Source organism: Shimia sp. NS0008-38b, assembly GCF_040370365.1.
In the GTDB taxonomy this organism is placed as follows: Bacteria; Pseudomonadota; Alphaproteobacteria; order Rhodobacterales; family Rhodobacteraceae; genus Shimia.
On sequence record NZ_BAABWQ010000002.1, the window covers coordinates 72,724 to 99,015 of the forward strand.

The following is a 26,292-nucleotide window of genomic DNA, read 5'->3' on the forward strand; positions in this document are numbered from 1 at the left end:
TCCAATTTGCCCCCGCAGCGTTGTTGCGGGGGCCCTGATGTTTAGTTTAGGCCGCCTTATCCGTCCGGCTCCAAGCAAACTGCTGGAATGACGGATCTACAGCGGTTTGCGCCACGTGGTTGGTGTAATTGCTCAGCACTTTCTGTGAGAGCCCCAGAATGATCTCCAACACCTGCTGGGAGCCATAGCCCGCCGCGTAAAACGCCTCAAACTCCGCTGGCGTCGCGTTGCCACGCCCACGCGTTAGAGCCAGCGTAAAGGTCCGCAGCGCTTCCAGCTTTGGATCGACCAAAGGTGTCTCGTCCCGCAGCGCGTCGATCACATCCTGAGCAATGCCCATCGAGTGCGCGATTCCTGTGTGGGCCGGCACACAGTAGTGGCACTCATGTTCCACATTGATTGACTGCCACACCACCGTCAGCTCGGTGTTGTCAAAGCTGGTGCTGACAAACGCCTCGTGGGTGCGCTGGTAGGTTTCAAGCAGCTGCGGCGCGTCTGCCATCACCTGATACAGACCGGGCAAGAAGCCGTAAGCCTTTTCCGATGCGGCCAAGCGTTCTTTCGCAGCTTCAGGCGCGGTTTCGACAGTGTGACGTGGGAAAGTGGTCATGGAGGTATCCTTACAAGATGAATGACAGGCTCTCCATATGGTCAAATTGAGCGATCACTCAATTTGTAATTTGAGCAATCACTCAACTGTGATCTTGGCATTGCCACCCGTGAGACGTAAAAAGAGATATGAATGTGACCCACGATAAAGATGCCGCTCTGGACGCGGCTCTCACTTTGTTCTGGACAAAGGGCTATGCCTCCACGTCGCTTAAGGATCTGGAGCGTGCCACTGGCATGCATCCCGGCTCGCTCTATGCGGCATTCGGCAGCAAGGCAAAGCTCTATTGCTTAAGCTTGGAACGCTATACGCAGGCAATTTCAGCGGCGCGAGAGAAAGCGCAAGAAACGTCAACTTCTGTGCTTGAGGGGCTGGCGACATTTATTGAACATGCCCATCCGGTCTCCGCCGGGATTGCCCCCCTGCCCGTCTGCTTTTTGGTGAAGGCGACCCTGGAAACCTGTCAGGGCAATGAAGCCATCGACGCCAAACTGTCCGAGCTCTTAAACCAAAACGAAATGCTGTTTGCAGACATCTATCAGGATGCGGCAGACAAGGGAGAATTGCCAAAGAGCAGCGACCCCAAACGGCTTGCGCGCCAACTCACCGCGGACCTTGCGGGCTTGTGTTTTTACGCTTTGCGCGCAAAAGATTCTTCAGCGATTGGTGGCATGATTGCGGATCTGGCCGACCGGGTCAGGCGTCCACGCCTGTCAGACTGACACACGCCAAAAGCTCCGGCCCATCTACTGCAGCACAACGGCCAAAACCACGACGATCAACATCGAAGCCGCCATCCCAAAGTTGATGACGCGCTGGGTTCTTTCTGACAATTCCAACCGATGCAGCGCCACCCCGGCCCACAGCCATGCGAAATGGACCGGCACCCAGATCGCATTGATGATCACAAATTTGAGCACCACTTCAGCGAGGTAGCTGTCCGGCAAGAATGGGAAGCCGGTGAACAGTGCTGTGTTGACTGCGTAAGCCTTCGGATTGACGCACTGCAAGAGCACACCGTCTCCCACACCGGGTGGGCGCACCCGCTCGATAAACGCGAGCTTCGCTCCCGCAAAAGCGATGCGGAGTGCGACATAGGTCAGGTAGCAGAAAGAAACCGCAAACAGCACAGTTCGAACACGTGGATCAGCAAGAACCAGGGCTCCAAGCCCGCTCACCACTAGCATAGCGACCAAATTGGTCCCCAAAAACAACCCCGCCACATAGTGACTTCCACGACGCGCGCCAAAACCGGCGCCAACACCCGCAGTGGACAAAACACCGGGACCGGGTGTGATCAGCAGAAAGAAGACGGCGGCGGTAAATCCTAACATACCACTCCCAATACGCGGTCGGACAGAACATCACCACGAAACCAATGCAATCCATCCCGTGCAACAAAAAACGCCTCGATGCGGATACATAGAGGCGCTCTTAAAATCATGGTCGGAGGTGTCAAACCTGTTTGTTGACCTGAGTGAATTCCAACTCTACCGGGGTCTCGCGGCCAAAGATCGACACAGTGACTTTGAGACGCTGGTTGTCGTCGTCAACTTCCTCGACCATGCCGTCGAAGTCTTCAAACGGACCTTCGTTCACTTTGACGCGCTCGCCAACTTCGAAGCTGATCAACAGTTTCGGTGCGGCTTCGCCTTCTTCAACCCGGCCTAGGATGCCCTGAACTTCGGCATCACGCATCGGCATTGGGCGGCCTTGTGGACCCAGAAAACCTGTGACGCGGTTGATCGAGTTGATCAGGTGATAGCCTTGGTCGCTCATCTCCATGTGCACCAACACGTAACCGGGCATAAAGCGGCGCTCAGTGGTCACTTTTTTACCACGGCGCACCTCGATCACTTCTTCGGTTGGCACCAACACTTCGTCGATCTGATCCTCGAGACCCTGCTCTTCGACCGATGTTCGAATTGTCTCGGCGACCTTCTTTTCGAAGTTCGAAAGCACGCTGACCGAATACCACCGTTTCGCCATGTGTCTGTTCTTCCCGTCCTTGTCGGCACGATGCCGGAGTGTCGTTTGGGTTCGCCGCCTCAATCAGATGAGCAGGAACAAAAAATCGGCGTGCAACTCGATTCGCCACACGCCATGCATATCAGATAGGCTTCCCCTACCGCCGTTGTCCCTTAATTTCAAGAGACAACAAGCGAATAGCGTTTAGCCAAAGAGGGCCAGAATGCCCTGTAGACCCGAGCGGATTAGGATATCCACTAGCGAGAAAAACGCTGCTGTCAGCGCAGCCATGATGAACACCATGACGGTTGTCAGCAACACTTCGCGACGGGTCGGCCAGACCACTTTGGACACTTCTGCCCGGACCTGCTGGATGAATGTGATCGGATTGGTTATCGCCATGACGCTCTTCTTTGCCTTGATCAAAAGCTGACATACTTGGGCCTTACGGCAAATTCAAGGCCCAAGAGACGTGCAATCGCGCCAATTACAACTTCGTGTCAGGACCGCAGCCGCGCAATACGCGCTTCGAAGCTCGGATCGATAGGTCCATCCCACACATCTTCTTCTGTGGCTGGACGATACAACACCCCATGCCAACGGTAAGGCAGAACTCTCTGCAGCAAACGACCAAGCGAGGGGTCCGCCCAAACAAACCGTTTGAGACAATACAAAACAATACGCGCCATCCGATCTTGACCAATCAATGCGCCAATCAACAGCAGCACAGAAATAAACATAAGCGCCAATATCGGAATGAACCAAGGTTGCCACGCAACAACACCGCACAAAAAGATTACCGAAACCAAACGTGGCGACATCAAAAACCGTCGCAGGTTTCGCCCCGTCGTCCCTTCGACAACCTGAATCTTGCGCCAACTCCGCGTTCTGGGAGGTTCCTCATAGTAGGAGGCCAAGTCCTCTGCGGAGGCCGTAGAATTGTCTGCAGTACCAGTCTCACGTAGGTGCGTTTTGAGGCTGCCTTCGGTCGCCATCGCATCTGCAGGCTTTGGACGCCCTAATCCAAACGGTAAGGACGCGCCAATCGGTTTTGGTTCTGGTACAGGATCAGACTCAGCCAACAGCGCGCGGATCGTAACCAACGTCGCGTCGGTGAAAGGCTCACCCGGCTCTATAATGTCGTCGCCGTATTGATGCGGTTTCGGCGCATCTGCGACAGCCAATTCTTCGGTCATCGTTAACATCCGCGTTTTTCACTCTTGCCCCCAACAGGCACAAGCCTTGGCCAGATACCATTGCGAGGCATCACGGCAATGTTGCGGTCAAAATTTGGAAAAAATGTGGCGCAACCTGTTGGACCGCGCCACTTGGTCAACTTGACCCGTTCTGATCACGCCCAATGAGGCCACGCAAAATGTGAAGCTCACGCCCCCAAATCCGGGCGAGCTGGTTCAGCACTGCCTGCATTGCGTCACGTGCCCGTTCGGGTCCCAACAAAACCGCTGTCAACAACAGCATGATCACCAACCAGATCATCAACCGCACCGTCACCGAAGGCACAACTGCTGCAAGCGTGACCACAACGATCAATGCCAACAGGCGCGGGCGTGGCCACCGTTTTTGCATGTCGATCTCATGCTGGCGCTGTGCATTCATTTGGCGCGCATCAAAATTTCGCGCATTCAACTGCATTGCGCGTTCAACCTTCGAAAGCGTCTCTGGCTGCTTTCTTTGCTGCGACGTACCACGCATGCGATGCGCAGCTTCTGACATCAACCGACGGTTTTCACGCGTCAATTTCTGAAGGCGATCTTCTCCGTTTAGCTCCGCCCCTTGCGGTTGGTCCGTTTCAACATCGCCCAATCGGAACCCATGTCGCATCGTTCTTACCTCACGTTGCAGCCCCCAAAGCCACCTGCCCCAGACACATCTGGAAACACCCCAAATTGGTTAATGAAAGGTAAATACGGTCATTCCACGACCGATATTGGGGCAGAACTTGGTTATTTCCTGTCAACACTTAGGCACGCCATTTTGTTTATTTTCAGCTATTTAACCAAAAAATCGCACCATTTGTCCTCACCCCTCAAACGAACAAGGCCCCCGCAACGCAGACGTGCGGGGGCCTGATTGGCAAAACCCTCTTGGGCTTAGTTCATGGTGAAGTATTTGAACTTCGGAGAGTCCTCGGGCTCCACAATGGTGCCCACGTTGGTTTTCATACCCCAGTTCAGCACCTGGTGGTGGATCGGGATGTAAACCTGCTCGTCCTGCACAACCTTCCAGATGTCGTTGATCATGCCATTGCGTTTGTCCAGATCGGTCTCACCGGCCAGCGCTTCGATGGTCACATCCAGATCAGCATCGCCAAAACGGGTCGCATTCCAAGAGCCGTATTTCTCACCTTTGCTGTGCGCCAAGAAGTTGAAGATGTACTCGGAGTCATATGTCGGAACACCCCAACCCAACATGTAGAAATCCGTTTCCAGATTGCTCAACAGTGGGAAGTGCTGTGCCTTAGGCTTGGCGTCCAAGTTCACTTTCACACCGATCTTGGCCAACATACCAACAGCCGCCTGACAGATCTTCTCGTCGTTGACATAGCGGTCATTTGGGCAGTTCAGCGTGATGCCAAAACCATCCTCGTAACCCGCTTCAGCCATCAGTGCCTTCGCAGCCTCAACGTCCGTAGAGGAAGAGCTGTCCATTGCTTCGTTCCAGCCGTTCACAAATGGAGGCGCAATCATGCCAGCGGGCGCAGACTGACCACGCATCACCACTTTCATAATGGCGTCACGGTCGATGGCCATAGACATCGCTTTTCGCACACGCACGTCAGACATCGGATTGATGCCGTCCACATCATCGTTTGCGATATCTTCCGCCGCTTGGTTCATGCCAAAGAAGATCACGCGGTTCTGCGGCGCAGTGCGCACTTCAAGACCGTCTGTGCTGTCCACACGTTGCAAATCCTGCACCGGAACGTCCTGAATGAAATCCACTTCGCCCGACAGCATTGCTGCCACACGGGTCGCAGCGTTCTGGATCGGGGTGTAGATGATCTCGGTCACTTCCAGTGGGAACTCGTCTTTGCCCCAATAGCCCTCATTGATCGTCAGAACAGTTTTGACGTCGGGCTCACGGCTCACCAGCTTATACGGGCCGGTGCCGTTTGCGTTTTTCGCAGCAAAGGTGTCTTCGCCACCTTCATAGTCCTGCACTTTGGTCGCGTTGTTGGCCTCTGCCCAGTCTTTGTCCATGATGAACATATTGGTCAGATTGTTGGCCATAATCGGGTTCGGACCATTGGTCTCGATCTCGATGGTGTAGGCGTCCGGTGCACGCACGTCGACAACAGAGGCCAACAGCTCTTTGTAGTCGGAGTCTTGCGTCATTGCGCGATCCAGCGAGAATTTCACATCCTCAGAATCAAACGCCGCACCATCGTGAAACGTCACACCTTCGCGCAACTTAAACACCCAAACGTTTGGGTTGTCAGCAGAGGGGCCCCACTCCGTGGCCAGCGATGGAACCATCGCGCCCGAGTGGTCACGCATGACCAGTGTTTCCATGATTTGGTGCGCAAGTGCCGAGGTTGGACCCTCGTTCTGTGCATGCGGATCCAAAGTCAGCGCATCACCAGCGCGGGCCCAACGAAGGGTTTCGGCTTGTGCCAGCATTGGCAGTGCCGCAATCGCAGCAGTGGCCAGCATCATTGTTTTAAACTTCATCAATTTCACTCCCCTGATCAAGTTAGTGGCGTGATGATTGACGTCTATTTTTAACTTGGCAAGCCTCAAGGTGTTCTTTTTCAGGCATTTCCGCGAGACAAAGGTACTTAACATGTAAAAAAAGGGGCACCTTAAAGATGCCCCTTCAAACTGGCCACCCAGCGGCCTTAGCGGCGCACTTCTTCCATAAAGCGCTCGCGGATCACAATGGGATTGGTTTTGATAACCGGCACCTTCACATTCCCACTTTCACATTTAGACACGATGATTGTCATCTCATCACTCGCAATCGCCGCCTTTACGGCGTCCGCAGTGTCCTGTGCGGAAACCGTCAGCACTGTTTCTGCCCCACAAGCCTTTGCCACCGCAGCCAGATCGGTCTTCATTCCAGCATAGGTAGGCTGATCACCGGTAGAGCCATAAGACCCATTGTCGATGATCACGAGTGTGAAGTTGCTTTGCGCATTGTTACCAATGGTCGCCAGTGTGCCAAGGTTTGTCAGCACCGACCCGTCCCCATCAATCGCGATCACCGGCTTGTCCTGCGCCGCAGCCAACCCAAGACCAATGGACGAGGCCAATCCCATGGTGCCCAGCATGTAAAAGTTTGACGGCTGATCATCCATCGCATGCAGCTCTTGGCTCGGGGCACCGATGTTGCACACCACCAGATGCTCGCTGATGATCGGTTTCAGCGTTTGAAATACGTCATTGCGGATCATGCTGAGGCCCTCCAGAAAGTTGCATCACACAGAATGGCCACCGGTTTGGATGACATTTGCGCATATTCAAGAATGCCAGGAAGCTCCGCGGCATCTTCTGGTTTGTGCAAATGATACGTCGGAATGTGCAGCTGGTTCAGGATCGCTTTGGTGTGCAGCGCCATTTCCACCTGACAGGCCACCGGCTCGCCGACCTCGCCGCGATAAGAAATCAGCATCGGAAGCGGGATTTGATAGAACTGAATAAGTGTCGCCAGAGTGTTGACCACCACGCCCAGTGCTGTGTTCTGCATGACGATACATGGCTTCATGCCGCCCATATAGGCGCCCGCACAAAGCCCCATGCCTTCATCTTCTTTGTTGGATGGCATGTGCATAATCTCGGAAGTCTCATCGAGAACTTCGATTACGCCCGCCAGCTGTTTACACGGCACCGAGGTGACATAATCGATCCCCGCTGCCTTCAGATCGTTGACGATCTGCTGATCCATATGTGTGGCCATTGTTCCTCCCAAAACCAATCTCTACGCCAACCGGTCCAAAACCAAATTGGCAATCATCTCGCTCACGCGCACATTGCTGTCCTGCGTGACCCCCGCGATATGCGGTGTCAGGATCAAATTGCTGACCCCTTTAAAAATCTCTGCCGCATCTTTGGTCAGAGGTTCTGTTTCAAAAACATCGAGTGCGGCACCGGCAATGTGACCGGCCTTTATTGCCGACACCAATGCGGCCTCATCAACAACGCCGCCTCGCGCCGCGTTGACCAAAACCGACCCAGGCTTCATCCGCGCCAGTGTGTCCGTGTTGATCATATGATGTGTCTTGTCAGTCAGTGGCACATGCAAGCTCACCACATCAGACTTGGCCAAAACATCCGCAATCTCGCCGCGCTCAGCATCTGCCCACGCAGGATGGTCCTCCGGCAAAAACGGATCATACGCAATCAGCGTCATGCCCATCGCCCGCGCCAAACGACCGGTCTCCTGCGCGTTGGCACCAAAGCCCAACAGCCCCAGCACACGCCCGCCAGCCTCACGGCCAGAGCTTTGCGCGCGCGGCCACTCCCCCGCCATCATCGCATGTTTGGAATGATACGCATCGCGCAGCAAAATGGCCGCATTGGTCACCACATATTCCGCCACTGAAAGCGTGTTTGCGCCCAGCGCAGGCATCACCTCAACGCCGCGCGCTTTGCAGGCCTCAAGGTCGATGTTGTCCAAACCAACGCCCAACCGCCCGACGCATTTCAAATCCGGTGCAGCTTCTAACAAGGCCGCAGTCACTTGCGTCCGATTGCGCACAATCAACGCCTGCACACCGACCATATGCGCCGGGATATCATCCTGCGCATCTGCAAGCTCTGGCGCATAGGTGGTGGCGTGGGCCGCCTTTAGCCGCCCAACCGCCGTTTCGTCCATAAACTCCGTGATCAAAATCATCAGAGCCCTCCTCCCATTCGTGGCTTAGAGCCCAGCCATGCAAGTGTATCGGGTGATCATATAATCATCCAATCCTTGGCTGCCGCCTTCTTTGCCCATGCCGCTTTCTTTCATCCCACCAAACGGCGCTTCCACCGTGGTGATGAGGCCGGAGTTGACACCAACCATCCCGTATTCCAGCGTCTCGGTCATACGGAACGCACGCGCCAAGTCTTTGGTGTAGGCATACGCCGCCAATCCAAAGTCCGTGGCGTTGGCAGCGGCAACCGCATCGTCCTCATCCTCAAACTTGTAGACCGCTGCCAGCGGCCCAAAGATCTCTTCGGTGGAGAATTGCATATCCGCCGTTGCACCGGTGATCACAGTGGGCTCAAAGAAGGTTTGGCCAAGCGCGTGACGTCCGCCACCCAATACCACTTCGCCGCCCTTGGCTTTGGCATCAGCGATCATGCCTTCGACTTTGGCCACCGCGTTCTCATCAATCAACGGGCCTTGCACAACACCGTCCTCAGTTCCATCACCAATGGTCATCGCCGCCACGGCCTCTTTCAACTTAGCGACGAAGGCATCATGGATACCGGCCTGCACGTAAAAGCGGTTGGTACAGACACATGTTTGGCCCATATTGCGGAATTTCGCGATCATCGCGCCGTCAACAGCCGCATCCAGATCAGCGTCATCAAACACAATGAATGGCGCATTGCCGCCCAATTCCATGCTGACCTTTTTCACCTGATCTGCCGCCTGACGCAGCAACAGTTTGCCCACATTTGTAGAGCCGGTGAACGTCACCTTGCGCACGTCTTTGTCCGCCATAATCGCGCCGCCAATTGCGGGCGCATCCCCGGTCACGATGTTCACAACACCGTCCGGAAATCCGATGTCTTGACACAACTTGCCCCAAACAAGCCCGCTGTAGGGTGTTTGCGGGGCCGGTTTGGCCACAACGGTACAGCCCGCTGCAAGCGCTGGCGCAATTTTGCGCGCCAACATGGAACTTGGAAAGTTCCACGGCGTGATCATGCCAACCACACCGACGGGATGATGGGTGACCAGCAACCGCTTGTCATTGGTGGGCGATGGAATGATCTCACCTTTGGTGCGACGGATCTCTTCTGCGAACCAGCGCACATAAGCCGCGCCAATGCCGATTTCACCTCGCGCTTCAAACAGCGGCTTGCCCTGCTCTGCCGTCAGCAACTGTGCCAACGCTTCTTGATTGTCCATCAGCGCGTCGTGCAGCTTGTGCAACAGGCCAACACGCTCCAACAAGGGGGTCTTAGACCAGCTCTTAAACGCTTCGCTTGCGGCGGCAATCGCACGCCGTGTTTCCACACCACCCGCCTCTGGAACAGTGCCCAAGACTGCGCCGGTGGCTGGATTGGTGATTTCTGTTGTTGCGCCGCTGTCAGCGGACACCCACTGACCGCCAATCAAGTTTGCTTGCAGCAGCATGCCGTTAAAATTGCTCATGTCTGACCTTTCGAAAAGACGAACTGTGTATGTTGTTGGTAGGTCTCGCCCGGCCGCAAAACAGCCTGCGGGAAATCTTCGTGATGATGCGCGTCGGGCCAAACTTGCGGCTCCATGGCGATACCCGCATAGGGCCCCATGGTCCGCCCGTCCAATCCCGGCAGCGCGACATTAATGTTCTCACCGTCGTAAACCTGCAACCCCGCTTCGGTGGTCAAACAGTCCATACGGACTCCAGACGCTGCACTTTTAAGCGTTGCCACACGTCGAAGGTCCAATCGGTCCGCCGAAAGACAGAAATTATGATCCACCGGATGCGTCTGAGACACCGCCGAAGCTTCGCGTAGGTCAAACCGTGTGCCAGCCACAGCCGCTTGCTCACCCGTTGGGATCAGCTCTGAGTCGACCGGCAAATACGCCTGCGCTTCAACCTGTAGCGTATGGTCTGAAACGGTGTCCCCAGCATCCAGCTTGAAATAGCTGTGATGCGCCAGACTGCAGATCGTGGTTTTGTCCGTTTCTGCCGTCATGCGAATATCGAGCACTCCACTCTCCAACACCGCAAATGTCACCCGCGCGGTAAGCTCGCCGGGAAACCCCATATGCCCATCGGCCAACACGATTTTGAGCGTCACGGAGTCACCAGAGACATCTTCAACATCCCACACCCGCTTTCCCATGCTGTCAGCACCGCCATGCAGCGTGTGTTTGCCGATAAAGTTGGTGTCGATCTGGTACGTTTCGCCATCAAGCTCCAGATGCCCATCTCGGATACGGTTCGCAAACCGACCCGCAGTGGCACCAAAATACGGCGAATCCGTCAGATACGGCGCAAACTCAGAAAACCCCAGCACCAAAGGCGCTGGATGGCCCTCCAATCGTAAATCCTGCAACACAGCCCCATAGGTCAGCACATGAGCGGTCAAACCACCGCCCACCAACTTGATCCGGTGCACATCTGTGCCATCCGGGATCTGTCCCCAAACTTCTGTCATAATGTGATCGCTTGTCCTGTGCGCGCGCTTTCTTCAGCTGCTTCTCCGACGCGCACGGACCACAACCCATCCTCAAGGCTCACTTCTGGCGTGCCCTGGCCACTCTGCACGAGATTGCGGAAACGTTCATGCTGAAAATAGGTCGAACCATGGTGGTCGCCTGCCTGCAGTACTTTTTCGTCAACGTCCACCTCTTCGCGCACCACCTCTTTGCTGGCCCGATGGGAAATCTCGATCTCGCTGTGGCGCTCCTGCTTGTCGGCACTAAACCGTGCAGGCCCCGGGACCTTGGCCTCTACCCGCGCCTTCTCGCCTGTGACAGCAATGGTTTCCTGCCAATAAGAGCCTTCGGCAAACATGCACAAATCTAGCATCCCGCGCGCACCATTTTCAAAATCCACTGTGACAAAGGCATTGTCTAAGATGTCGGGCGTCTGCCCACTATAGGCCTCGTCCAGATGGTTCACATCCACGCCTCCCGAGGCATAAACCCGCACCGGATCACTTTGCAGCGTCAGACGCATCAGGTCCCAGAAATGACAGCATTTCTCCACCAAAGTCCCGCCGGTGCGCGCGTTAAACCGGTTCCAATCGCCCACCTTTTCAAGAAACGGAAAGCGGTGTTCTCGGATCGCCATCATACGCGGCGTGCCCACGGTGCCATCCTCAAGCTCTCTCAAAAGGCGCTGCACCGGCGGCATGTAGCGATACTCCATTGCGACCCAGATCGGCGCAATCCGCCCTTCGGCTTTCCTCAACACCTCAGTGCAATGGGCAGACGTGGTGCACAGCGGCTTTTCCACCAAAATCGGCAGCGGCGTGTCCAGCACATCCAGCAGTATCTCGTGATGGGTGTCGTTTGGTGCAACAATTACCAGTGCATCAACCAACCCCGAGCCGAGCATCTCTTTGTGGTCACCAAACGCCTGTGCGCGACCACCCGTTGTCTCAACAGACAACTGTCGCATGCCTTCGTCCGGATCGGTCACAGCTGTCACGTCACACCCCTCAAGCAGATTGAGGTTGCGAATGTGCTCCTGCCCCATCATGCCAGAACCAATCAGGCCATATCGAATTGTCATCTCATATCTCCAAAAGCGGCAGGCCCATAGCCCCAGCCGCGCCGCGCAAGCTTTCGCGGTGATCTCCGTAGGCCAGCGCCATGTGGTGCTCCAAACCGCTGGCAATGATATCGGCCAGAACGTCCTCTGCCGCACGCGCAAACCGCAACACACCTGATGTCCCCGTAAACGCCATCGGGCGCTGTAGCATAGTGGCGTGGCTGAGTACCATGTGAGGCCGCCCATGTGCCTGACTGATCCGCATCAAGGTGACCTCTCCGGGCTTCAATGGGAATTGATACAGCAACGGCTGTTTGCGGTTGGTGTGAATGGTGGCTTCAGCTTTCACATCCGGGTCGATCATCGAAATCGGCGCTTGCCCGCAATGCCACACCACACCAGTGTTGTCGCCCGCATCCATATCCACGAGGTCGGTCAAAAACACCGGTGCATCTGCCGCTGCCGCCAACACCATCTGTGTCAATGCGCCATACACATCAGCCTCGCAGGCACAGGGCACACGCGCTTCTCCCAGCATCGAGGCAGGACCACAAACCGCGCCACCGTATTCCGTAAACGTCTCAGGCCAGCATCGAATGGCAAACGCGCCGTAGCCGCCTTTTTCTTTGAGCATGTCGAGGCCAACCTTCAGCCGCAAAGACCGATCCAACTCTTCGGGATCAACCTCATCCAAACCGCTCAACTCAGCATCTGCCAATTGGCGCACCTCTGCGGCAGCGTCTGCAGGAAGAGCCCGCGCCAAATCAAAAAGATCATCCAACGCCAGTTCATCCACTTCAACGCCAGACAGGTCTTTCATCGCGGACTTGTCATACGCACAGGTATCAAACCCCGCAGGGTGTTCCCCAATCCGCGCGATCCTTTTCCCGTTTACAGCTTTGGCAATTGCCTGCCCCGCTTCCGTGCGCGCGGGCACATCGCCCAACGGCAATTGTCCAGAGAGACGATCCCCCGCCAACATCGCGGACAGGTCCTCCGCCACATCCCCCGCCGGATCGGCATAAAGCCAGCCAAATTGGCGACTGTTCAGACCCAACGCATGGCTGGCCAGATTGAGACCGCAAAACGAGTTAAGTCTCAGGCGTCCGCCCAAACGTGGCTCAGGTATGGACCAGATCGACAAAGGCACGTCAAACGCCGCCCCAATCGCCACCGTCATGGACGCATCCGTAAAGGTCACTTGCAGCACCACCACGTGCTCTGCACCCGCCGACTTTAGTGTGTCGATCCCCGCCCGTGTCGCAGGCTCGTCAAACAACAACTCGCGTGGACCAATAATCTCATGGCCCGTCGCGTCCAGCTGAGACAGAATCGCCGTTAGGTTTTCCTCTGCAAACGGGACGTCAAAAGTCGGACGGCCCAAAGGAAGAATGCCTAGTTTCATTGGTGTCTATCCTTAGATATCTGCGTAGTTGGCACGGAAGGTTTCATCATCTGCTGTCAGTCGCGCGCCGTTTTCGCCGTAACACGCATGTGTCGCCCAGTTGGCCGCCTGCGCATCTGCCAACGCTGAGATGTCTTTCATATAGTCCACGGCGTCGCCCTCCAGACCCGCGCGGATCGCCTCCCAATCTGGGTAAGCATTAAAGGCGTCCAACCAGATGGCCCGTCCTGCCAAAAACCCAGAGGCCCCCGCCTTAAATGCATGACCCAGCACATTGCGGAACTCTGTTTTACCGGCACCAGCTGACAACATCACCCATGGACGACCGGCTATACGGCCCATCTCGTCAAACACCGCCTGAACGTCCGCAGACCCATCCGCATCTGACGCATTCACAGGGCTTTCCAGTTTGAACACATCAACCCCGTAGGCTGGCTTGGCAAACTCTTCCACTGACTTCAAAACGTCGTCAGCCTTCTTACCCTTCATCTCAACATATTCTTTGGTTTGATGGGCGTCCGCCGCCAGCGGGTACACCAACAATTCAAACAGGAACGGAATGTCATATTTTGCGCAGGCGTCGCCGATCTTTTTTACATAGTCCTGCTGCGCCTGGTTGACCTCATCCGTCGCGTCCGGGCGATACCACGCCAGCACTTTCACAGCATCCCCGCCCATGCGCTTGATCTTGCCCACCGACCAGTTGTCGATGTTGGATGACAAGCGTCCACCGGGGGTTTCTTTGAACAAACTGTCTTCCAGAGTGACCACCAATCCTTTGTGCGGGATCAACGCATCAAAGCTCTGGGGAATGGCGTAATGCGGATCTAGAAGCATCGCGGTGGAATGCCCCTGAAGCGTCTCGACCAACATGCCTTTGAACTTTGCCACTTCTTCCCACGGCGCCTGCTCAACGCCATGGTGTTTTGCAATTGGGCCTTTGATCGGCGGACGCTGATCCACAGCGGTCATTTTGTAGATGCCATTGTTGTCAGCCATGCGGCGCATTCCGGCAAGCTTACCGGGTGTCAGGGTGATCATGGTTGCGTCTCCTTCAGGAAATCAGTCAGCGCGGCGCGGCTCGGTGCCCCGGTTCGTCCGCCTTTTGTCAAACATTTCAAGGCCGCCGCGCCATTCGCGTGGCGGATTGCGTCTTCTGCGCTCATGCCTTCAGCCAGCATCAACGCGAAAATTCCGTGCCAGACGTCACCCGCGCCCAGCGTATCTATCGGGGTGATCGGGATCGCCGCCATATGGCGGGGCGTGGTCCCATCGGTGAACCAAACGCCCTCCGCGCCATCGGTCACACAGGCCCAACACGCATAGTCAGTGGTGATCTGGAGGAGCGCGCCCTCTATGTCATCATCTGGGTAGAGCGAGCGCAGCCCTTGCATCGACAGCGCCACGTGGCTCGCCGCGTGCATCAAGGCCGGGTCAATGGGCGCCTCGCCGTCCAGAATGCCGGGAATGCCACGGGCATGCGCCAATTTCAGAGCCGCCACTCCTGCATCCACCCGCCGCGTGTCGGTCAAAACCGCGTCTAGGCCGTCAAGGCTGTCGAACCAATCGGTCGCCAGAACCAAACCCGCTCCGCGAAAATTCACAATTTGGCGTTCCCCGTGGGCGTCAACCAGCACTGATGAATAGGAACTCTTGGCGCCTTTGGTGCGCGTGACATGGGACACATCCACACCTTCGCGCGCCAAATCTGCGACGATCATGTCCCCGATGTTGTCATCACCCAACCGCGCGCCAAGCACCGCCTCGCCTCCCATACGGGCAATCGCCACAGCCGCATTCGCCGCAATGCCGCCGCCCACAATGTCAGCGTCTTCGGTGCCATATTTTTCTGGAAGCTTTGGCAGCACATCAAGTCGAAACACAAAGTCCACAACCGCGCCACCAACACAGAGAACCTTACTCATTTTGGCACCTCCAGACCGCTGGGCACCTTATCGGGAACACCCAACCGCCCTTTGATCGACTCTGTGCCGGTCAAAGCGTGCAAAAACGCCACGATCTGAGAGACCTCTGTGTCGGACAAAGAAACGGGGTCGATATCGGCCCGCGCTGCCAATCGGGCACGTTCCCGCGTGTCGTCAAAGGGCCGGAAATCCGCTTTGCTCAACCACGGCACATCCGGCAAAACTGCATTCTGTTTGTCCCATGCCTCAAACGCGGCCCGTGGGTTCAGATGATGGCGCACCATCGCTTCCAGTGCACCATAGGCCCCGTTGTGCCCATACGGCCCGGTCAACGCCACATTGCGCAAAGCTGGCGTGCGAAAGCGATAGGCATCCTCGATCCGATCACTGGCGCCCATCCGCCCCACATCGCGCACCACCGGGTCCCATTGTCGGGTCTTGCCGGGGCCGAAATGCGGCAGCATCAGCGCATGAAACTTATGATCTGACAGCAACTTACCGGAATGACAGCTGCTGCATTCGGCCTTGCCATAGAACAGATCCATGCCAGCTTTCTGATCCGTATCTAGGGCCTCGTCATCCCCGTTCAGATAGGCATCAAACGGGCTGTCGTAAGACGTAAACTCATGCGCTTCAAACGCTGCCAAGGCATTCACGATATGGGTGATATTGATGTCGAGCGCCTGATCAACATCATCAAAAGCGGCGACAAACATATCTGCGTAACCGGGAATGATCCGCACCCGTTTGGCCACAATCGGCCAGACATTGTCGATCCTGTCATACACCGCCCCAGCAATCTGGTTTTCCTTTGGGTTGCCCGCCATTTCAAACTCAGCCGTCATCGGGAACAGCGCCTGTGCGGCCAGGATTGAATTCAAACCGCTGGGCAACCATTCCTGCGCAGGGCTGTCAAATCCGGTGTCATAGATATCGCTGACAGACAGACGCCCGTCATGAAACAACACGTCAATTTCTTTTGCGCCAAGGTTCCAAAGCGCAGGCGCGTTGCGCGGAATGCGTTTCACGATTTTTGCGTCACCCATACCCGGCGTGCGGTCACGGCCCAACCCGTCGCCGCCTTCGCCGATCCCAAGGCTCAGCCCGTCCCCGGACCCAAGGTCAGGATGATGGCAGGTGGCACACGCAATGTTCTGATTTCCTGACAGGATCGGATCAAAAAACAGCAGTTGACCGATCTTGGCCTGATCCAGATCGAAAGCAATAAAATCATCCTCTTGCAATGGCGCCGGAAGCGGGCTCCCATACGCGGGCGCCCCCGCGAGGGGGCCAAGAATAGCGACGAGGAAAAGAGAATGAAACGCTTTGTTTTTGCTGCACTTTTGGCCAGCACAAGCCCAGCTATGGCTGAGATCGAAACCGGCCGTGATTACATGGACGCCAAACAGTTCGACAAGGCGATGCAAGAGCTGCTTCCCGCCGCCAACAGTGGCAATGCCGAAGCCGAAGAATTGATCGGCGTGATGTACGCCTTGGGTTTGGGTGTCGCGCGCGACGACGTGCGTGCCTTCGAGTGGTACCTGCGTGCTTCTCTTAAGGGCCACGCCGGGGCGCAAAGCGGCATCGGTTGGTACTATGAGGTTGGCCGGGGCATGCCCGCACCCGATCTCGTGCGCGCCTACATGTGGTACACACTCTCCGCGATCGGAGGCGATCCTGATGCGGCCATTTCCCTTGAGGAAGTGGTGAAAAAGATGACGCAGGCGCAAATCGACAAAGCCCATATTCTGGTGGATGACTACCGGACCTGGCTCTATCCGTTTCGATAGGATTGGCCGGTAAATTTTGGGGTGGCGGGCCATTGGCCCACCACAAATTTTACATGGTCAGATCAACCAATCAGTTGAGATCTTTCATCATACCTGCATCGATGTCTGCTTCTGCTGCAGCAACCGCTGAAGTCAGCGCGTCAAAGATCTCTTCGCCGCCATCTACGTTGCCTTTGAACCAGTCATAAACCGGCGCTGCGGCCTCTTTGAATGCAGCTTTTTCTGCCGGAGTTGGCACATAAAGATCACCGCCGCCTGCAACGAAATCTTCGTAGGCTTTGATCGACTTGCGCTTCGGAGAAGCAAACGTCGCCTGCTGCAACGCGGAGAAACCGTCCACGATCACGCGACGCATGTCTTCCGGCATGGATTGGAACTTGGCGTTGTTCATCCACCACAGCGCGCCCATGTAGGCGTGGCCGTCCAAAGTCACGTACTGCAAACCCGCATCAGGGAACTTCATACCCATGATGTCGGTGATGCCATTTTTGGAGCCCTCAACCACACCGGTCTGGAACGATGTGAACAGCTCAGGCCATGGGATCGGCGTCGGAGAAGCCCCCAGCGCACGCACGAGCTCTTGTGGAAGGTCGGCAACCACGGTCCGGATCTTCAGGCCTTCCATGTCAGCCGGGCTCGCGACACGACGTTTTGTGTTGGCAAAGTTGCGCCAGCCGCCGGTGTTGCCGATTGTCATCAAACGAATGCTGTTGTCAGAATCCGCCAACGCCATTTCACGCATTTTGCGTGTGAAATCGCCAGCCAACACGGTCTCCGCAATACGGTCGTTTGCCATCAAATATGGCAGGTCGAGCACCTGAACATATGGGAAGATGCCAGACGCGCCACCAGAGGTGGAGATGTAGACGTCGATGGTGCCATCAGCGACACCCTGCAGACATTCCGCGCCTTTTGCGCAAAGCTGAGTGCCGATGAACAGTTCCACTTCGATTGCACCGTTGGACGCACTTTCCACGAAGTTTTTGAACACCACCAGACCATCATAGTCTTCATCGTTTTCATTGGAGTTCGCCGTCGCGCGGATTGTGTAGTCCGCCGCCTGCGCAGCCACAGCCGTCGTCGCCAAAAGCGCCGCAGCTGCCACTGCTTTAAGGGTTTTGTTGAACATTTTTATCCTCCCGATTAAAGTTCAAACATTTGATGTTACTGCACAAATCCTGTGAGTCTTGGGATCGTCATGGATATGGCAGGCACATAGGTAATGAGGAAGATCACGAAGACCTCCACCAATAAGAACGGCAGGATCGCTTTCGCGATGGTCTCCACCCGTTCTCCTGAAACGGAGCTGGCCACAAACAGAACCAGCCCCATCGGTGGCGTCGCCAGACCCACGGTCAAGTTGACGCTCATGATGATCGCAAAGTGCACCGGGTGCACACCGAGATCGACAAATATCGGACCCAAGATCGGGCCAAGAATGATGATCGCCGGACCAGCATCCAGAAACATCCCCACTGCAAACAGCAGGAGGTTGATCAAAAACAGCAGGATCAGCGGATTGTCAGACAGGCCCAAAATGAACCCAGCCATTGTTTCCGGCGCATGGCTCAGGCTGACCACGGTCTTAAAGGCCACCGCCGCCCCGACCAGCAACAAAACAGTGGAACTCGCCAGCGCTGCACGCATCAATACACCGGGCAAGTCACGCACTTTCAGCAGGCGCAGGATGAACAGCCCGACAATCAACGCATATCCCACCGCCACAGCCGACGCCTCAGTTGGGGTAAATACCCCCACCAAAATGCCGCCCAGAATGATGATTGGTGTTTGCAACGGCACCACAGCCTTTTTGCAAATGATCCGAAAGTCCGGGCTTACCGTGCGACGGATGCGCAGCAGGCTGACATGCGCAATCGGCAGGAACACCAAGAACGCCAACCATCCATTCACCGATACAACAACATCATAGGCGCCCAAGATTGCGGAAACTGCCGCAAAAAGGCCGACCAGAACGCCCGCAAAATTGATGCGCAAAAGCACAAAGCTAAATGCGGCTTCGGTTTTGGAGATCGTTTGCCCTTGCGTGACGATGCGTTCCGCCTTTGGCAGGTCATATTTGTCCGCCATCAAGCGCACCATCACCATAAGGCCAACCCCGACCAAAACACCGGGCACAATCCCTGCTAGGAACAAGGCCGCCACACTTTCGCCCATCACATAGGCGTAGATGATCATGATGCCAGATGGAGGAATGATCGGCCCAATCACCGAACTTGCCGCTGTAATCGCAGCCGCAAACTTGCGCGAATACCCGTTCTTTTCCATCGCCGGGATCAAGGTTGATCCCAGTGCCGACGTATCCGCCACAGCTGACCCTGACAGGCCCGCGAATAGGATAGAGGACAAGATATTCACATGGGCCAAACCGCCGCGCAGATGCCCCATAAGCGCTTGCGAAAACTCGACCAATCGCGTGGTGATCCCACCGCGATTCATCAACTCGCCGGCCAACACAAAAAATGGCAGCGCCATCAAAGGAAAACTGTCCATCCCGTTGTAAACATTACGATACAACAGCGCGATGTCGCGCTCCTGACCGTTCAGCCACAAAAGCAACCCCGGCGCAAAAAGCAGTGCAAAAAACACTGGCAAACCGATCATTAGGAAGATCAAAAAGAGCGGAAGAAAAAATGCCAGCATCAGTCAGCCGCCCCCATTGCCATCGCAAATTCATCAGTGCCCGGTTGCTCTGTGTCTGGACTGACCAAAGACAAAATCGTGCGCAGGATCAGCTCGACAGTGATGACAATCAACATCACCACACAAAACATCAGCGACCCGTACATAAACCGCAGTTTGATTTTGAAACCTTCCATTCCAACCCACTCCAACGGAATGCGCAGTGAGGAACTGTCAAACTTACCGCCAAAGCCAAAAGTGTGGCCGTATCCATGCTGTACAGCAATCAGCAGTACCACCAGCGAGATACACAAAAGCACTAGATTGAGCGCCAGCCCCGGCACGCGAGACAAGGTATTTGGCAGTGTGTCGATTGCGACAAACCCACCCCAACGCATGGCAGACGGGGCCATCAGAGCCACCATCCACAACATCAGAAATCGCGCCGCTTCATCTGGCCAGGCCAGTGCATTGTTCAGGACATACCGACAGAACACCTGCGTCAAGATCACGACAACCATCAACGCCAGCGCCGCAGCGCCCAAGCGCCTGCCAAGCCGCAGAACATGCGTGTTCACCCACGCCAAAGGCCGTAAAACCGTCATCATTTGCGATACATCCTCCCCAGATATCGCAACAAAACCCAAATTTGTATCGAAATGGATTTCGTTTTTTTCGATTACGTCACAAAACGAACCACCCCGTCAAGCAAATTGACTCATTCGGACACAATGAACCCCACATCCTCTCGCTGAGCGAGCGCCTTCATCGCGGGATCAAACTGTCGATCTGTCACCAAGGTATCAACGTACCTAAGCGCGCCAAACGACACCGGGGCAAAGCTGCCAAACTTAGAACTGTCCAGCGCCAAAATGACGTTACGCGCGCTGTGCATGATGGCGGAGCTCACTGCACTTTCTTCCAGATCATAGTCGACCAGGTCCCCATCGCGGCCCATCGCTGCAGCCCCGACAACAGAAATATCAGCCCTAAACTTGCGGATGAAATCAACGGTTGCAGCCCCCATGATGGCCCCATCCACGCCACGTACACTGCCCGCAGGAACGATGACCTGAACACCCGGAAAAACCCTTAAAACATTGGCAATATTTACGGAATCCACAACAACATTCAACCCAACATGATGGGCCAAATGGCGTGCCGCAGCCATGGTTGTGGTGCCGCCATTCAAAATCACATTGGTGTGGTTTGGGATCAACTCGGCAACCGCGGCCCCAATGGCGTCTTTCTCATCGCGCATGATTTCTTTGCGCACATCAAAACCTGCATATTCGGTCCCGGAAGCGAGCGTCGCGCCCCCGTGAAATCGAATAATCTGATTGTCATCAGCCAACGCCGTGAGATCTTTGCGGATGGTTTGGGGCGTGGTGTCCAGCCGCTCCGCCAGATCTTCCACCATTGCTCGTCCCGCTTGCTTCAGCAGCTTTAGAATCTCTTCCTGACGGGCTCGCGTTTTGGCACGTGCTCTCATTAGGTCCTCCCATTTCTTTTCGAATCTACCTGAAAACGAAAATTTTTCAACATTCTTCCGGTTTCCCACCGGACAAAACGCGCGTATTGGTGGGACTTCGAAGCATTTTGGCGGCTCACGTTGCGAAAAACGTGCGAACCACCACTAGTTTTGTTTCGTTTTCCAACGCACATGGGTCACAAGGGCCAAATGGTCAGACGCCTGTGCATGCAGCCCCTCGATCACGGCAACGCTGCGCACCTCAAAGCCATCGGAGACATAGATATAGTCGATGCGACGCCCGCGTTTGCCAAACGGCACTGACGGGTAGGTGCCCCGTGCCTCCACAAGGTTCGCGCCTTGCGCCGCGCGCGCCAGCGTATCGCCAAACCGCTGCGTCACCCGCGCATGACGTGAATCATCGGGCTCAAAATTGAAATCCCCTGCCAGCACCACAGGCGCATCTGTCGGCAAAGCCTCCAGAATCCGTGTGACCTGCGCACCGCTGTTGTCATCCCGGTCACGATGTACAGAGCTTACGACAATGGGTGTGCCGCGCACATCGACACGTGCCACGGCCATGGCTTTGCCATTTCCGGCACCACGACTGGTCACCACACGCGTGCGATCCTTTAAGGCACATTTGCTTAGGATCGCCGTCCCCCACCAAGGAAACGGGCTTGGATGAAAGACAAAGTGATGGTCCATATTCAAGCGTCGCGCCAACCGCGCCGCTTGCCCCCACCCCAGCACCTCCTGCACCGCCACAACATCCGGGTCCGCTGCCGCAATGGCGGCCGCAACCGGCGCAATGTCATGTGATTCAAATAGGTGATGTCGCGGGTTGGCGCCTGGATGGCGCACTCCCAATCCGGTGCGGATGTTGTAGGTCATCACCCGCAGCCCCGCCTCTGATCCGCACTGCGGCGCACGTCGTTCAGCTTGGCCTGTGGGCACGGTCCCCAACCCAACCAACATCACCACGACACAGAGGATCAGCCACCGCAACCTCAACAGAACTTCCGGTAGTCTTTCAGAAGCTCGTTGACGTCATCATAGTGATAAAGCTTGCTGCCATAGGCAAACACACCCGCGTCACAGTAGTCTTTGATGGTCTTTTCAGAATGTGAAATCATCACGACCCGCGCGTTCTTGATCTTGTCTTTCAGCGCCTGCTCGCTCTTCTTCTTAAACCGTCGGTCTCCAACCGCTGTGATCTCGTCAATCAGGTAGCACTCAAAACTGATCGCCAACGACAAGCCAAACGCAAGCCGCGCCTTCATTCCGCTCGAATAGGTTTCAATGGGCAGGTTGAGCGATTTGCCCAGCTCCGCAAATTCCTGCACCTGTTCGAGAACATGATCGGTGTTGCAGCCATACACACGTGACACAAAGCGCACGTTCTCCACACCGGTCATCAAGCCGTTGAAACCGCGTGCAAACCCCATCGGCCAACTGACTTTTTCGGTGCGCCGCACGCGGCCAGAGGTCGGAAGCTCAATCCCGGCAATCATGCGCATCATCGTGGACTTACCCGCCCCGTTGTGCCCCATCAATGCAACGTTCTGTCGATCCGCAAACCGATAGGACGCGTCATCCAGAATGACTTTTTTCACCCCTTTGACGTTGTAGATTTTGGTCAGGTTTTCAAAGGCAATCATGCTCAGACCCTTTGCTTGCGGGTGATGCGTTCTACAAACATCGCAATGATCACCAACCCGGCGGCCAACCCTAAGGGATAGGCGATGTTGAGCACATCGCTGCGGTAGTTGGAGTAAAACCCTTCGCGCGTCCATTCCACAATGTGGAGAATGGGGTTCCACTTCAGCACGGCCACGGCTTCCGGCGGCATCGAACTCGGGATGTAAAACACGCCGGACAGGAAAAACAACGGGCGCGCAAAGATCTTTTCAACATGCTGCCACGCTTGGTTTTTCTGATACAGGATCGCGTTGATCGCCCCCACACCGAACCCCAGCAAACAGGTGGTCAAAAACGCATAGATCAGCATCTCGGGATGTGCCGGGAAATGCGCCAGCCCCACCACCATCAATCCACTGTAAAAAATGGTGTTGATCACCAAGAACGTACAGGCAATCAGCGACAGGCGGGCAAACAGCGTGTCCGGCTCTTTGATCATCGGATAGCTCAGCAGCGACTTGTTCGATGTGAACGCCCGCATCAGCGACACTGAGAGCTTGTTATACAGATCCAACGTCAACACAGCGGTGGCAAAAAACAATGCAAGCGAGGTGCCAAACGGCGACTGCCGACCAATCAGGTAGAACAGGGTCACCATAAAAGACACGGAGAAAATCGGCTGAAAAATCGCCCAGAAATACCCAGAGTGTGACGTGCCAAAGGTCATGCGGGTTTCGCGCAACGTCAGCGCCGCAACCACCCGAATTTGCAACCAGATCGAGTAAAACATTGCCCCTACCTCAGCGCATATGATCGCGTACAGCAAAACCAATCAGCGTCGATATCGCCCATAAGGCAAACCCGGCCACAACCACCAAAAGGAAATCGCGCAACCGCACCGGATAGGCCGGCTCGTTGGGCTTAAACGGTCGGGCAAACACACCCAAATAGCGTTGCTGGCGATCGGCATCCATGCGCGCGGTTTCGAGGGAAACCATGGCTGATGCGTAGCTTTGCTGTGCAAAATTTTGTTCGATCAGAAGGCCTTCATAGGCGGCCAAGGCCTCGGCGGTGTTGGTTTGACTATTGCCGTTTGTGCCAATCAACGCGCGCCGTTGTGCAATCTGTTGCTTAAGCGCGTCTGCTTGGCGGTTCAATTGTACCAGCATCGGAGAATCTGCATCCACAGAACCTGACAGCGCTTCAATCCGGGCATTGATGTCTACCAATTTGGTGTCCAGTGACGACATCAATTGTGCGTCCAACTGTGCATTGACCATCGGGTCTACAGCTCCACGTTCAGCACGGAAATCCACCAGTTCAAGCCGCACTTTGCGCACCCGCTCTTCAGCCCGCTCCACCTCTTTCGCGGCAAATTGCACGGAATCCCGACGGGCGGTTTCTGAAAGCTCATTCACCAACCGGTCCGCAGCCGCCAGCGCCAATTGCGCCAACCGTTCTGCTGTATCGGGATCAAAGGCCTGCACCTCAAACGTCACAATCCCGGTGGTGCTGTCATAGGTCGTGTTGATCCGCCACTGCCAGTATTCCACCATCTGTTCAAAAGTGTTGTCTGGCCGAAATCGTGCAATGGGGTCGACAAACTCCTGTGAGTAGTGCCCGCGCAGATCCAATTCAGCATCCAAATGACGCAACAAATCCGCGCTCTCAAGAAAATTGCGCACAACGTAGCTGTCTGATGTTGTGCTGCCGCTTGGCGACAAACCGGTGAAGGAGGTTACGAAATCTGGCGCCCCACCACCTTCGAGGCCCCGGATGACAAAACTTGCTCCCGCGGCGTAGCGATCAGAGGCGATGATGCCAAAATAGGCCCCGCCCAGTGCCACAGGCGTCACAAACAAGAAGAGGAAGGAAAAAATCAAACCCCAACGCGTTTGCCGCAGCGGCGATGTTTTTGGGGGCTCTTGCATCACACCGGTTGGACCTTCGCTCGTCTCAACCGCTTTCAATGCTTTGACTTCTGCCATAAGTGACCTTTCCCGCGTCTTCTGACACGGCTCCAGCTTTGTGTGTGTCCCGCCTCTCATTCTTAAGACGCGGTCCGCCATGCCCATCAAATCGCGGGCCCTATGGCGTTGGCTTCAGACTTAATTCGTAAAAGTTTACGAAGTGTCAGCACCGCCGCGAATTTCGATCCGCTGGCGTGAAAAATTCAGTTTTAGGTTGGCCTGCTCCAAAACGGGTCGCGGCGCACATAGTCGATCAACCATCTTCGCGCAGCTGAGGCAGACATGCCTTCCAGCTCAGGGTTGACCCAGCCAAACACCTTGTCGCGATGCAACCCATCCACATCCTCAGCCACATCCAGGTAATCCTGTAAGGCGATTTCGGGATCTTGGTGCGGCATGATCGACTTGCGATCATAGATGGCTTCCAAGCCTTCAGGCACCGCGTCTTCGCGCGCCATCACCATGTGTCGAATGCGTTGTTTGAGGAAAATAGCCTCCATGCCGGAAATGTCACAAACCCCCAACGCGACCGCCAATGGGTTTGCACAGTCTTCCTCGATGGTCGTCAGACGACTCAACTGCGTGCGACATGCCATTCGAAGCTGCAAGCTGGCATTTCGCATCACAACGGACACCTGCAACCCCGAGCGGCGCAGCAAGCGAATGCCAGAGACAAACTCGCGCACCATCGCAGGTTTCAGCATGCCAAGGTAAGGATGCGGCTTGACCACAACACGGTGCATATCCAACACACGTGCCGCTTTCAGCACAGCCATAAATCCGCGCATCCCAACCACCGAACTGTAGTTGTCGGCATCTCCGCCGTACCCTTCCCATGTGGGGGAAAACAGGATCACAGGTGCGGCATCCGTGACACGCGCCGGTTTGATCCATGGCATAGATTGCACAAAAGTGTCGCCCATCATCACAAGACGGCCGTTGTCCACATCCGCAGACGTAAAGATGCCGGCCTGCAAATAGCGATCGCGCGCCAAAGGTCCGGCAATCGACACATAGTCATACATCCGGGAAGCCGGACGCACCGAGGCGCCTTTGTTGCTTTCCCCATGCAGCGTCAACACGTGGCGCAACGCCCGATTGGTCACCGTCTGCAAATTGGATTGCGAATTAAACGGGTAAAACAGCACCGCGCCTTTTTCCAACGGAAAATGCGCAGAGCCCCCCCCTTTGACGGGCCGAATGTCCAAATCGCGAGGCAACCGGGTGAACATCCGCTGCATGCGGATGATCGCCCGATGGCGCAGCAGCAAAGGTGTATCCGTCTTGCCGTAGGCCCCGCTCTCAAAGAACGGGCGGATCTGGTTGACAGCGGAGAGGACCGGGCTGTCCAAATAGACAGCCTGATCGGGAACCGCTTCCGCGGCACGCTGCGCAATGGTTGCGCTGCGTTCTTCAGAAACGTTTAGGTCTACCCCGTCCGGCATAGCTGGTGCCGATCCTTCTGCCGTGTCATGCACATTCAGCAT

28 protein-coding genes are annotated in these 26,292 nt (G+C 55.7%); 2 read left to right on the forward strand and 26 right to left on the reverse strand.

What is annotated here, in order from left to right:
• Positions 1 to 46: 46 nt before the first annotated feature.
• Complete coding sequence (locus ABWV47_RS06385) at positions 47 to 610, reverse strand: carboxymuconolactone decarboxylase family protein (RefSeq protein ID WP_353309772.1); 564 nt, start codon at positions 608 to 610, stop codon at positions 47 to 49.
• Positions 611 to 744: 134 nt separating this feature from the next.
• Here ABWV47_RS06385 and ABWV47_RS06390 point away from each other — a divergent pair, with 134 nt between their 5' ends.
• On the forward strand, positions 745 to 1,332 hold the full coding sequence (locus tag ABWV47_RS06390; protein WP_353309775.1) for a TetR/AcrR family transcriptional regulator: 588 nt from the start codon (positions 745 to 747) through the stop codon (positions 1,330 to 1,332).
• Between the two features lie 24 nt (positions 1,333 to 1,356).
• On the opposite strand, the gene ABWV47_RS06395 is transcribed toward ABWV47_RS06390, so the two are convergent.
• The 16 genes from ABWV47_RS06395 to ABWV47_RS06470 form a co-directional block, all read right to left on the reverse strand.
• Positions 1,357 to 1,944 (reverse strand): LysE family translocator, encoded by a 588-nt coding sequence (locus ABWV47_RS06395; RefSeq protein ID WP_353309778.1) that lies wholly within the window; start codon positions 1,942 to 1,944, stop codon positions 1,357 to 1,359.
• A 121-nt stretch (positions 1,945 to 2,065) separates the two neighbouring features.
• Entirely contained in the window at positions 2,066 to 2,599 is a 534-nt protein-coding gene (nusG, locus tag ABWV47_RS06400; RefSeq protein ID WP_353309781.1) for a transcription termination/antitermination protein NusG, read from the reverse strand.
• Positions 2,600 to 2,782: 183 nt separating this feature from the next.
• Positions 2,783 to 2,980 (reverse strand): preprotein translocase subunit SecE, encoded by a 198-nt coding sequence (gene secE / locus ABWV47_RS06405; RefSeq protein ID WP_353309784.1) that lies wholly within the window; start codon positions 2,978 to 2,980, stop codon positions 2,783 to 2,785.
• A gap of 98 nt (positions 2,981 to 3,078) precedes the next feature.
• A complete protein-coding gene (locus ABWV47_RS06410; RefSeq protein ID WP_353309786.1) occupies positions 3,079 to 3,774 on the reverse strand; it encodes a hypothetical protein in 696 nt (231 codons plus the stop codon).
• A 136-nt stretch (positions 3,775 to 3,910) separates the two neighbouring features.
• Entirely contained in the window at positions 3,911 to 4,420 is a 510-nt protein-coding gene (locus ABWV47_RS06415) for a hypothetical protein (protein ID WP_353309788.1), read from the reverse strand.
• A 269-nt stretch (positions 4,421 to 4,689) separates the two neighbouring features.
• On the reverse strand, positions 4,690 to 6,270 hold the full coding sequence (locus ABWV47_RS06420; RefSeq protein WP_353309791.1) for an ABC transporter substrate-binding protein: 1,581 nt from the start codon (positions 6,268 to 6,270) through the stop codon (positions 4,690 to 4,692).
• A 167-nt stretch (positions 6,271 to 6,437) separates the two neighbouring features.
• Positions 6,438 to 6,992: a sulfopyruvate decarboxylase subunit beta gene (gene comE, locus ABWV47_RS06425; RefSeq protein WP_353309794.1), complete on the reverse strand. Its 555-nt coding sequence runs from the start codon at positions 6,990 to 6,992 to the stop codon at positions 6,438 to 6,440.
• A complete protein-coding gene (comD, locus tag ABWV47_RS06430; protein ID WP_353309796.1) occupies positions 6,989 to 7,495 on the reverse strand; it encodes a sulfopyruvate decarboxylase subunit alpha in 507 nt (168 codons plus the stop codon). Before comD ends, comE begins: the two co-directional genes overlap by 4 nt.
• 21 nt (positions 7,496 to 7,516) lie before the next feature.
• Entirely contained in the window at positions 7,517 to 8,434 is a 918-nt protein-coding gene (locus ABWV47_RS06435; RefSeq protein WP_353309799.1) for a hydroxyacid dehydrogenase, read from the reverse strand.
• Between the two features lie 24 nt (positions 8,435 to 8,458).
• Positions 8,459 to 9,907, reverse strand: coding sequence for an NAD-dependent succinate-semialdehyde dehydrogenase (locus ABWV47_RS06440; RefSeq protein WP_353309802.1), 1,449 nt, complete (start codon positions 9,905 to 9,907; stop codon positions 8,459 to 8,461).
• Complete coding sequence (locus tag ABWV47_RS06445) at positions 9,904 to 10,902, reverse strand: aldose epimerase family protein (protein WP_353309804.1); 999 nt, start codon at positions 10,900 to 10,902, stop codon at positions 9,904 to 9,906. The genes ABWV47_RS06440 and ABWV47_RS06445 overlap by 4 nt, the downstream gene beginning before the upstream one ends.
• Positions 10,899 to 11,984 (reverse strand): Gfo/Idh/MocA family protein, encoded by a 1,086-nt coding sequence (locus ABWV47_RS06450; protein ID WP_353309806.1) that lies wholly within the window; start codon positions 11,982 to 11,984, stop codon positions 10,899 to 10,901. Before ABWV47_RS06450 ends, ABWV47_RS06445 begins: the two co-directional genes overlap by 4 nt.
• 1 nt (position 11,985) lies before the next feature.
• On the reverse strand, positions 11,986 to 13,368 hold the full coding sequence (locus tag ABWV47_RS06455) for a hypothetical protein (protein ID WP_353309808.1): 1,383 nt from the start codon (positions 13,366 to 13,368) through the stop codon (positions 11,986 to 11,988).
• 12 nt (positions 13,369 to 13,380) lie between these two features.
• Positions 13,381 to 14,409 (reverse strand): tagatose 1,6-diphosphate aldolase, encoded by a 1,029-nt coding sequence (locus tag ABWV47_RS06460; protein ID WP_353309811.1) that lies wholly within the window; start codon positions 14,407 to 14,409, stop codon positions 13,381 to 13,383.
• Positions 14,406 to 15,293 (reverse strand): PfkB family carbohydrate kinase, encoded by an 888-nt coding sequence (locus tag ABWV47_RS06465; RefSeq protein ID WP_353309813.1) that lies wholly within the window; start codon positions 15,291 to 15,293, stop codon positions 14,406 to 14,408. Before ABWV47_RS06465 ends, ABWV47_RS06460 begins: the two co-directional genes overlap by 4 nt.
• Entirely contained in the window at positions 15,290 to 16,537 is a 1,248-nt protein-coding gene (locus tag ABWV47_RS06470) for a cytochrome-c peroxidase (RefSeq protein WP_353309816.1), read from the reverse strand. The genes ABWV47_RS06465 and ABWV47_RS06470 overlap by 4 nt, the downstream gene beginning before the upstream one ends.
• A 72-nt stretch (positions 16,538 to 16,609) precedes the next feature.
• On the opposite strand from ABWV47_RS06470, the gene ABWV47_RS06475 reads away from it, so the two are divergent.
• Positions 16,610 to 17,083, forward strand: a complete 474-nt coding sequence (locus tag ABWV47_RS06475) for a tetratricopeptide repeat protein (RefSeq protein ID WP_353309818.1) — start codon at positions 16,610 to 16,612, stop codon at positions 17,081 to 17,083.
• A 70-nt stretch (positions 17,084 to 17,153) separates the two neighbouring features.
• On the opposite strand, the gene ABWV47_RS06480 is transcribed toward ABWV47_RS06475, so the two are convergent.
• From ABWV47_RS06480 to ABWV47_RS06520, 9 genes are all read right to left on the reverse strand, one after another.
• On the reverse strand, positions 17,154 to 18,212 hold the full coding sequence (locus tag ABWV47_RS06480; RefSeq protein ID WP_353309821.1) for a TRAP transporter substrate-binding protein: 1,059 nt from the start codon (positions 18,210 to 18,212) through the stop codon (positions 17,154 to 17,156).
• Between the two features lie 35 nt (positions 18,213 to 18,247).
• Entirely contained in the window at positions 18,248 to 19,744 is a 1,497-nt protein-coding gene (locus ABWV47_RS06485; protein WP_353309824.1) for a TRAP transporter large permease, read from the reverse strand.
• Positions 19,744 to 20,331, reverse strand: a complete 588-nt coding sequence (locus ABWV47_RS06490; protein ID WP_353309826.1) for a TRAP transporter small permease — start codon at positions 20,329 to 20,331, stop codon at positions 19,744 to 19,746. Before ABWV47_RS06490 ends, ABWV47_RS06485 begins: the two co-directional genes overlap by 1 nt.
• A 110-nt stretch (positions 20,332 to 20,441) precedes the next feature.
• Positions 20,442 to 21,215, reverse strand: coding sequence for a DeoR/GlpR family DNA-binding transcription regulator (locus tag ABWV47_RS06495; protein WP_353309828.1), 774 nt, complete (start codon positions 21,213 to 21,215; stop codon positions 20,442 to 20,444).
• 144 nt (positions 21,216 to 21,359) lie between these two features.
• On the reverse strand, positions 21,360 to 22,208 hold the full coding sequence (locus tag ABWV47_RS06500; RefSeq protein WP_353309831.1) for an endonuclease/exonuclease/phosphatase family protein: 849 nt from the start codon (positions 22,206 to 22,208) through the stop codon (positions 21,360 to 21,362).
• The gene (locus tag ABWV47_RS06505; protein WP_353309833.1) at positions 22,205 to 22,855 is read right to left on the reverse strand and encodes an ABC transporter ATP-binding protein; all 651 of its coding nucleotides are present in this window, start codon (positions 22,853 to 22,855) and stop codon (positions 22,205 to 22,207) included. The genes ABWV47_RS06500 and ABWV47_RS06505 overlap by 4 nt, the downstream gene beginning before the upstream one ends.
• 2 nt (positions 22,856 to 22,857) lie before the next feature.
• Positions 22,858 to 23,625 carry an ABC transporter permease gene (locus ABWV47_RS06510; RefSeq protein WP_353309835.1) on the reverse strand — a complete coding sequence of 256 codons (768 nt, stop codon included), beginning with the start codon at positions 23,623 to 23,625 and terminating at the stop codon, positions 22,858 to 22,860.
• 10 nt (positions 23,626 to 23,635) lie between these two features.
• Positions 23,636 to 24,823: a KpsE/RkpR family capsule polysaccharide export protein gene (locus ABWV47_RS06515; RefSeq protein WP_353309837.1), complete on the reverse strand. Its 1,188-nt coding sequence runs from the start codon at positions 24,821 to 24,823 to the stop codon at positions 23,636 to 23,638.
• 191 nt (positions 24,824 to 25,014) lie between these two features.
• Positions 25,015 to 26,292 (reverse strand): CDP-glycerol glycerophosphotransferase family protein, encoded by a 1,278-nt coding sequence (locus ABWV47_RS06520; protein WP_353309839.1) that lies wholly within the window; start codon positions 26,290 to 26,292, stop codon positions 25,015 to 25,017.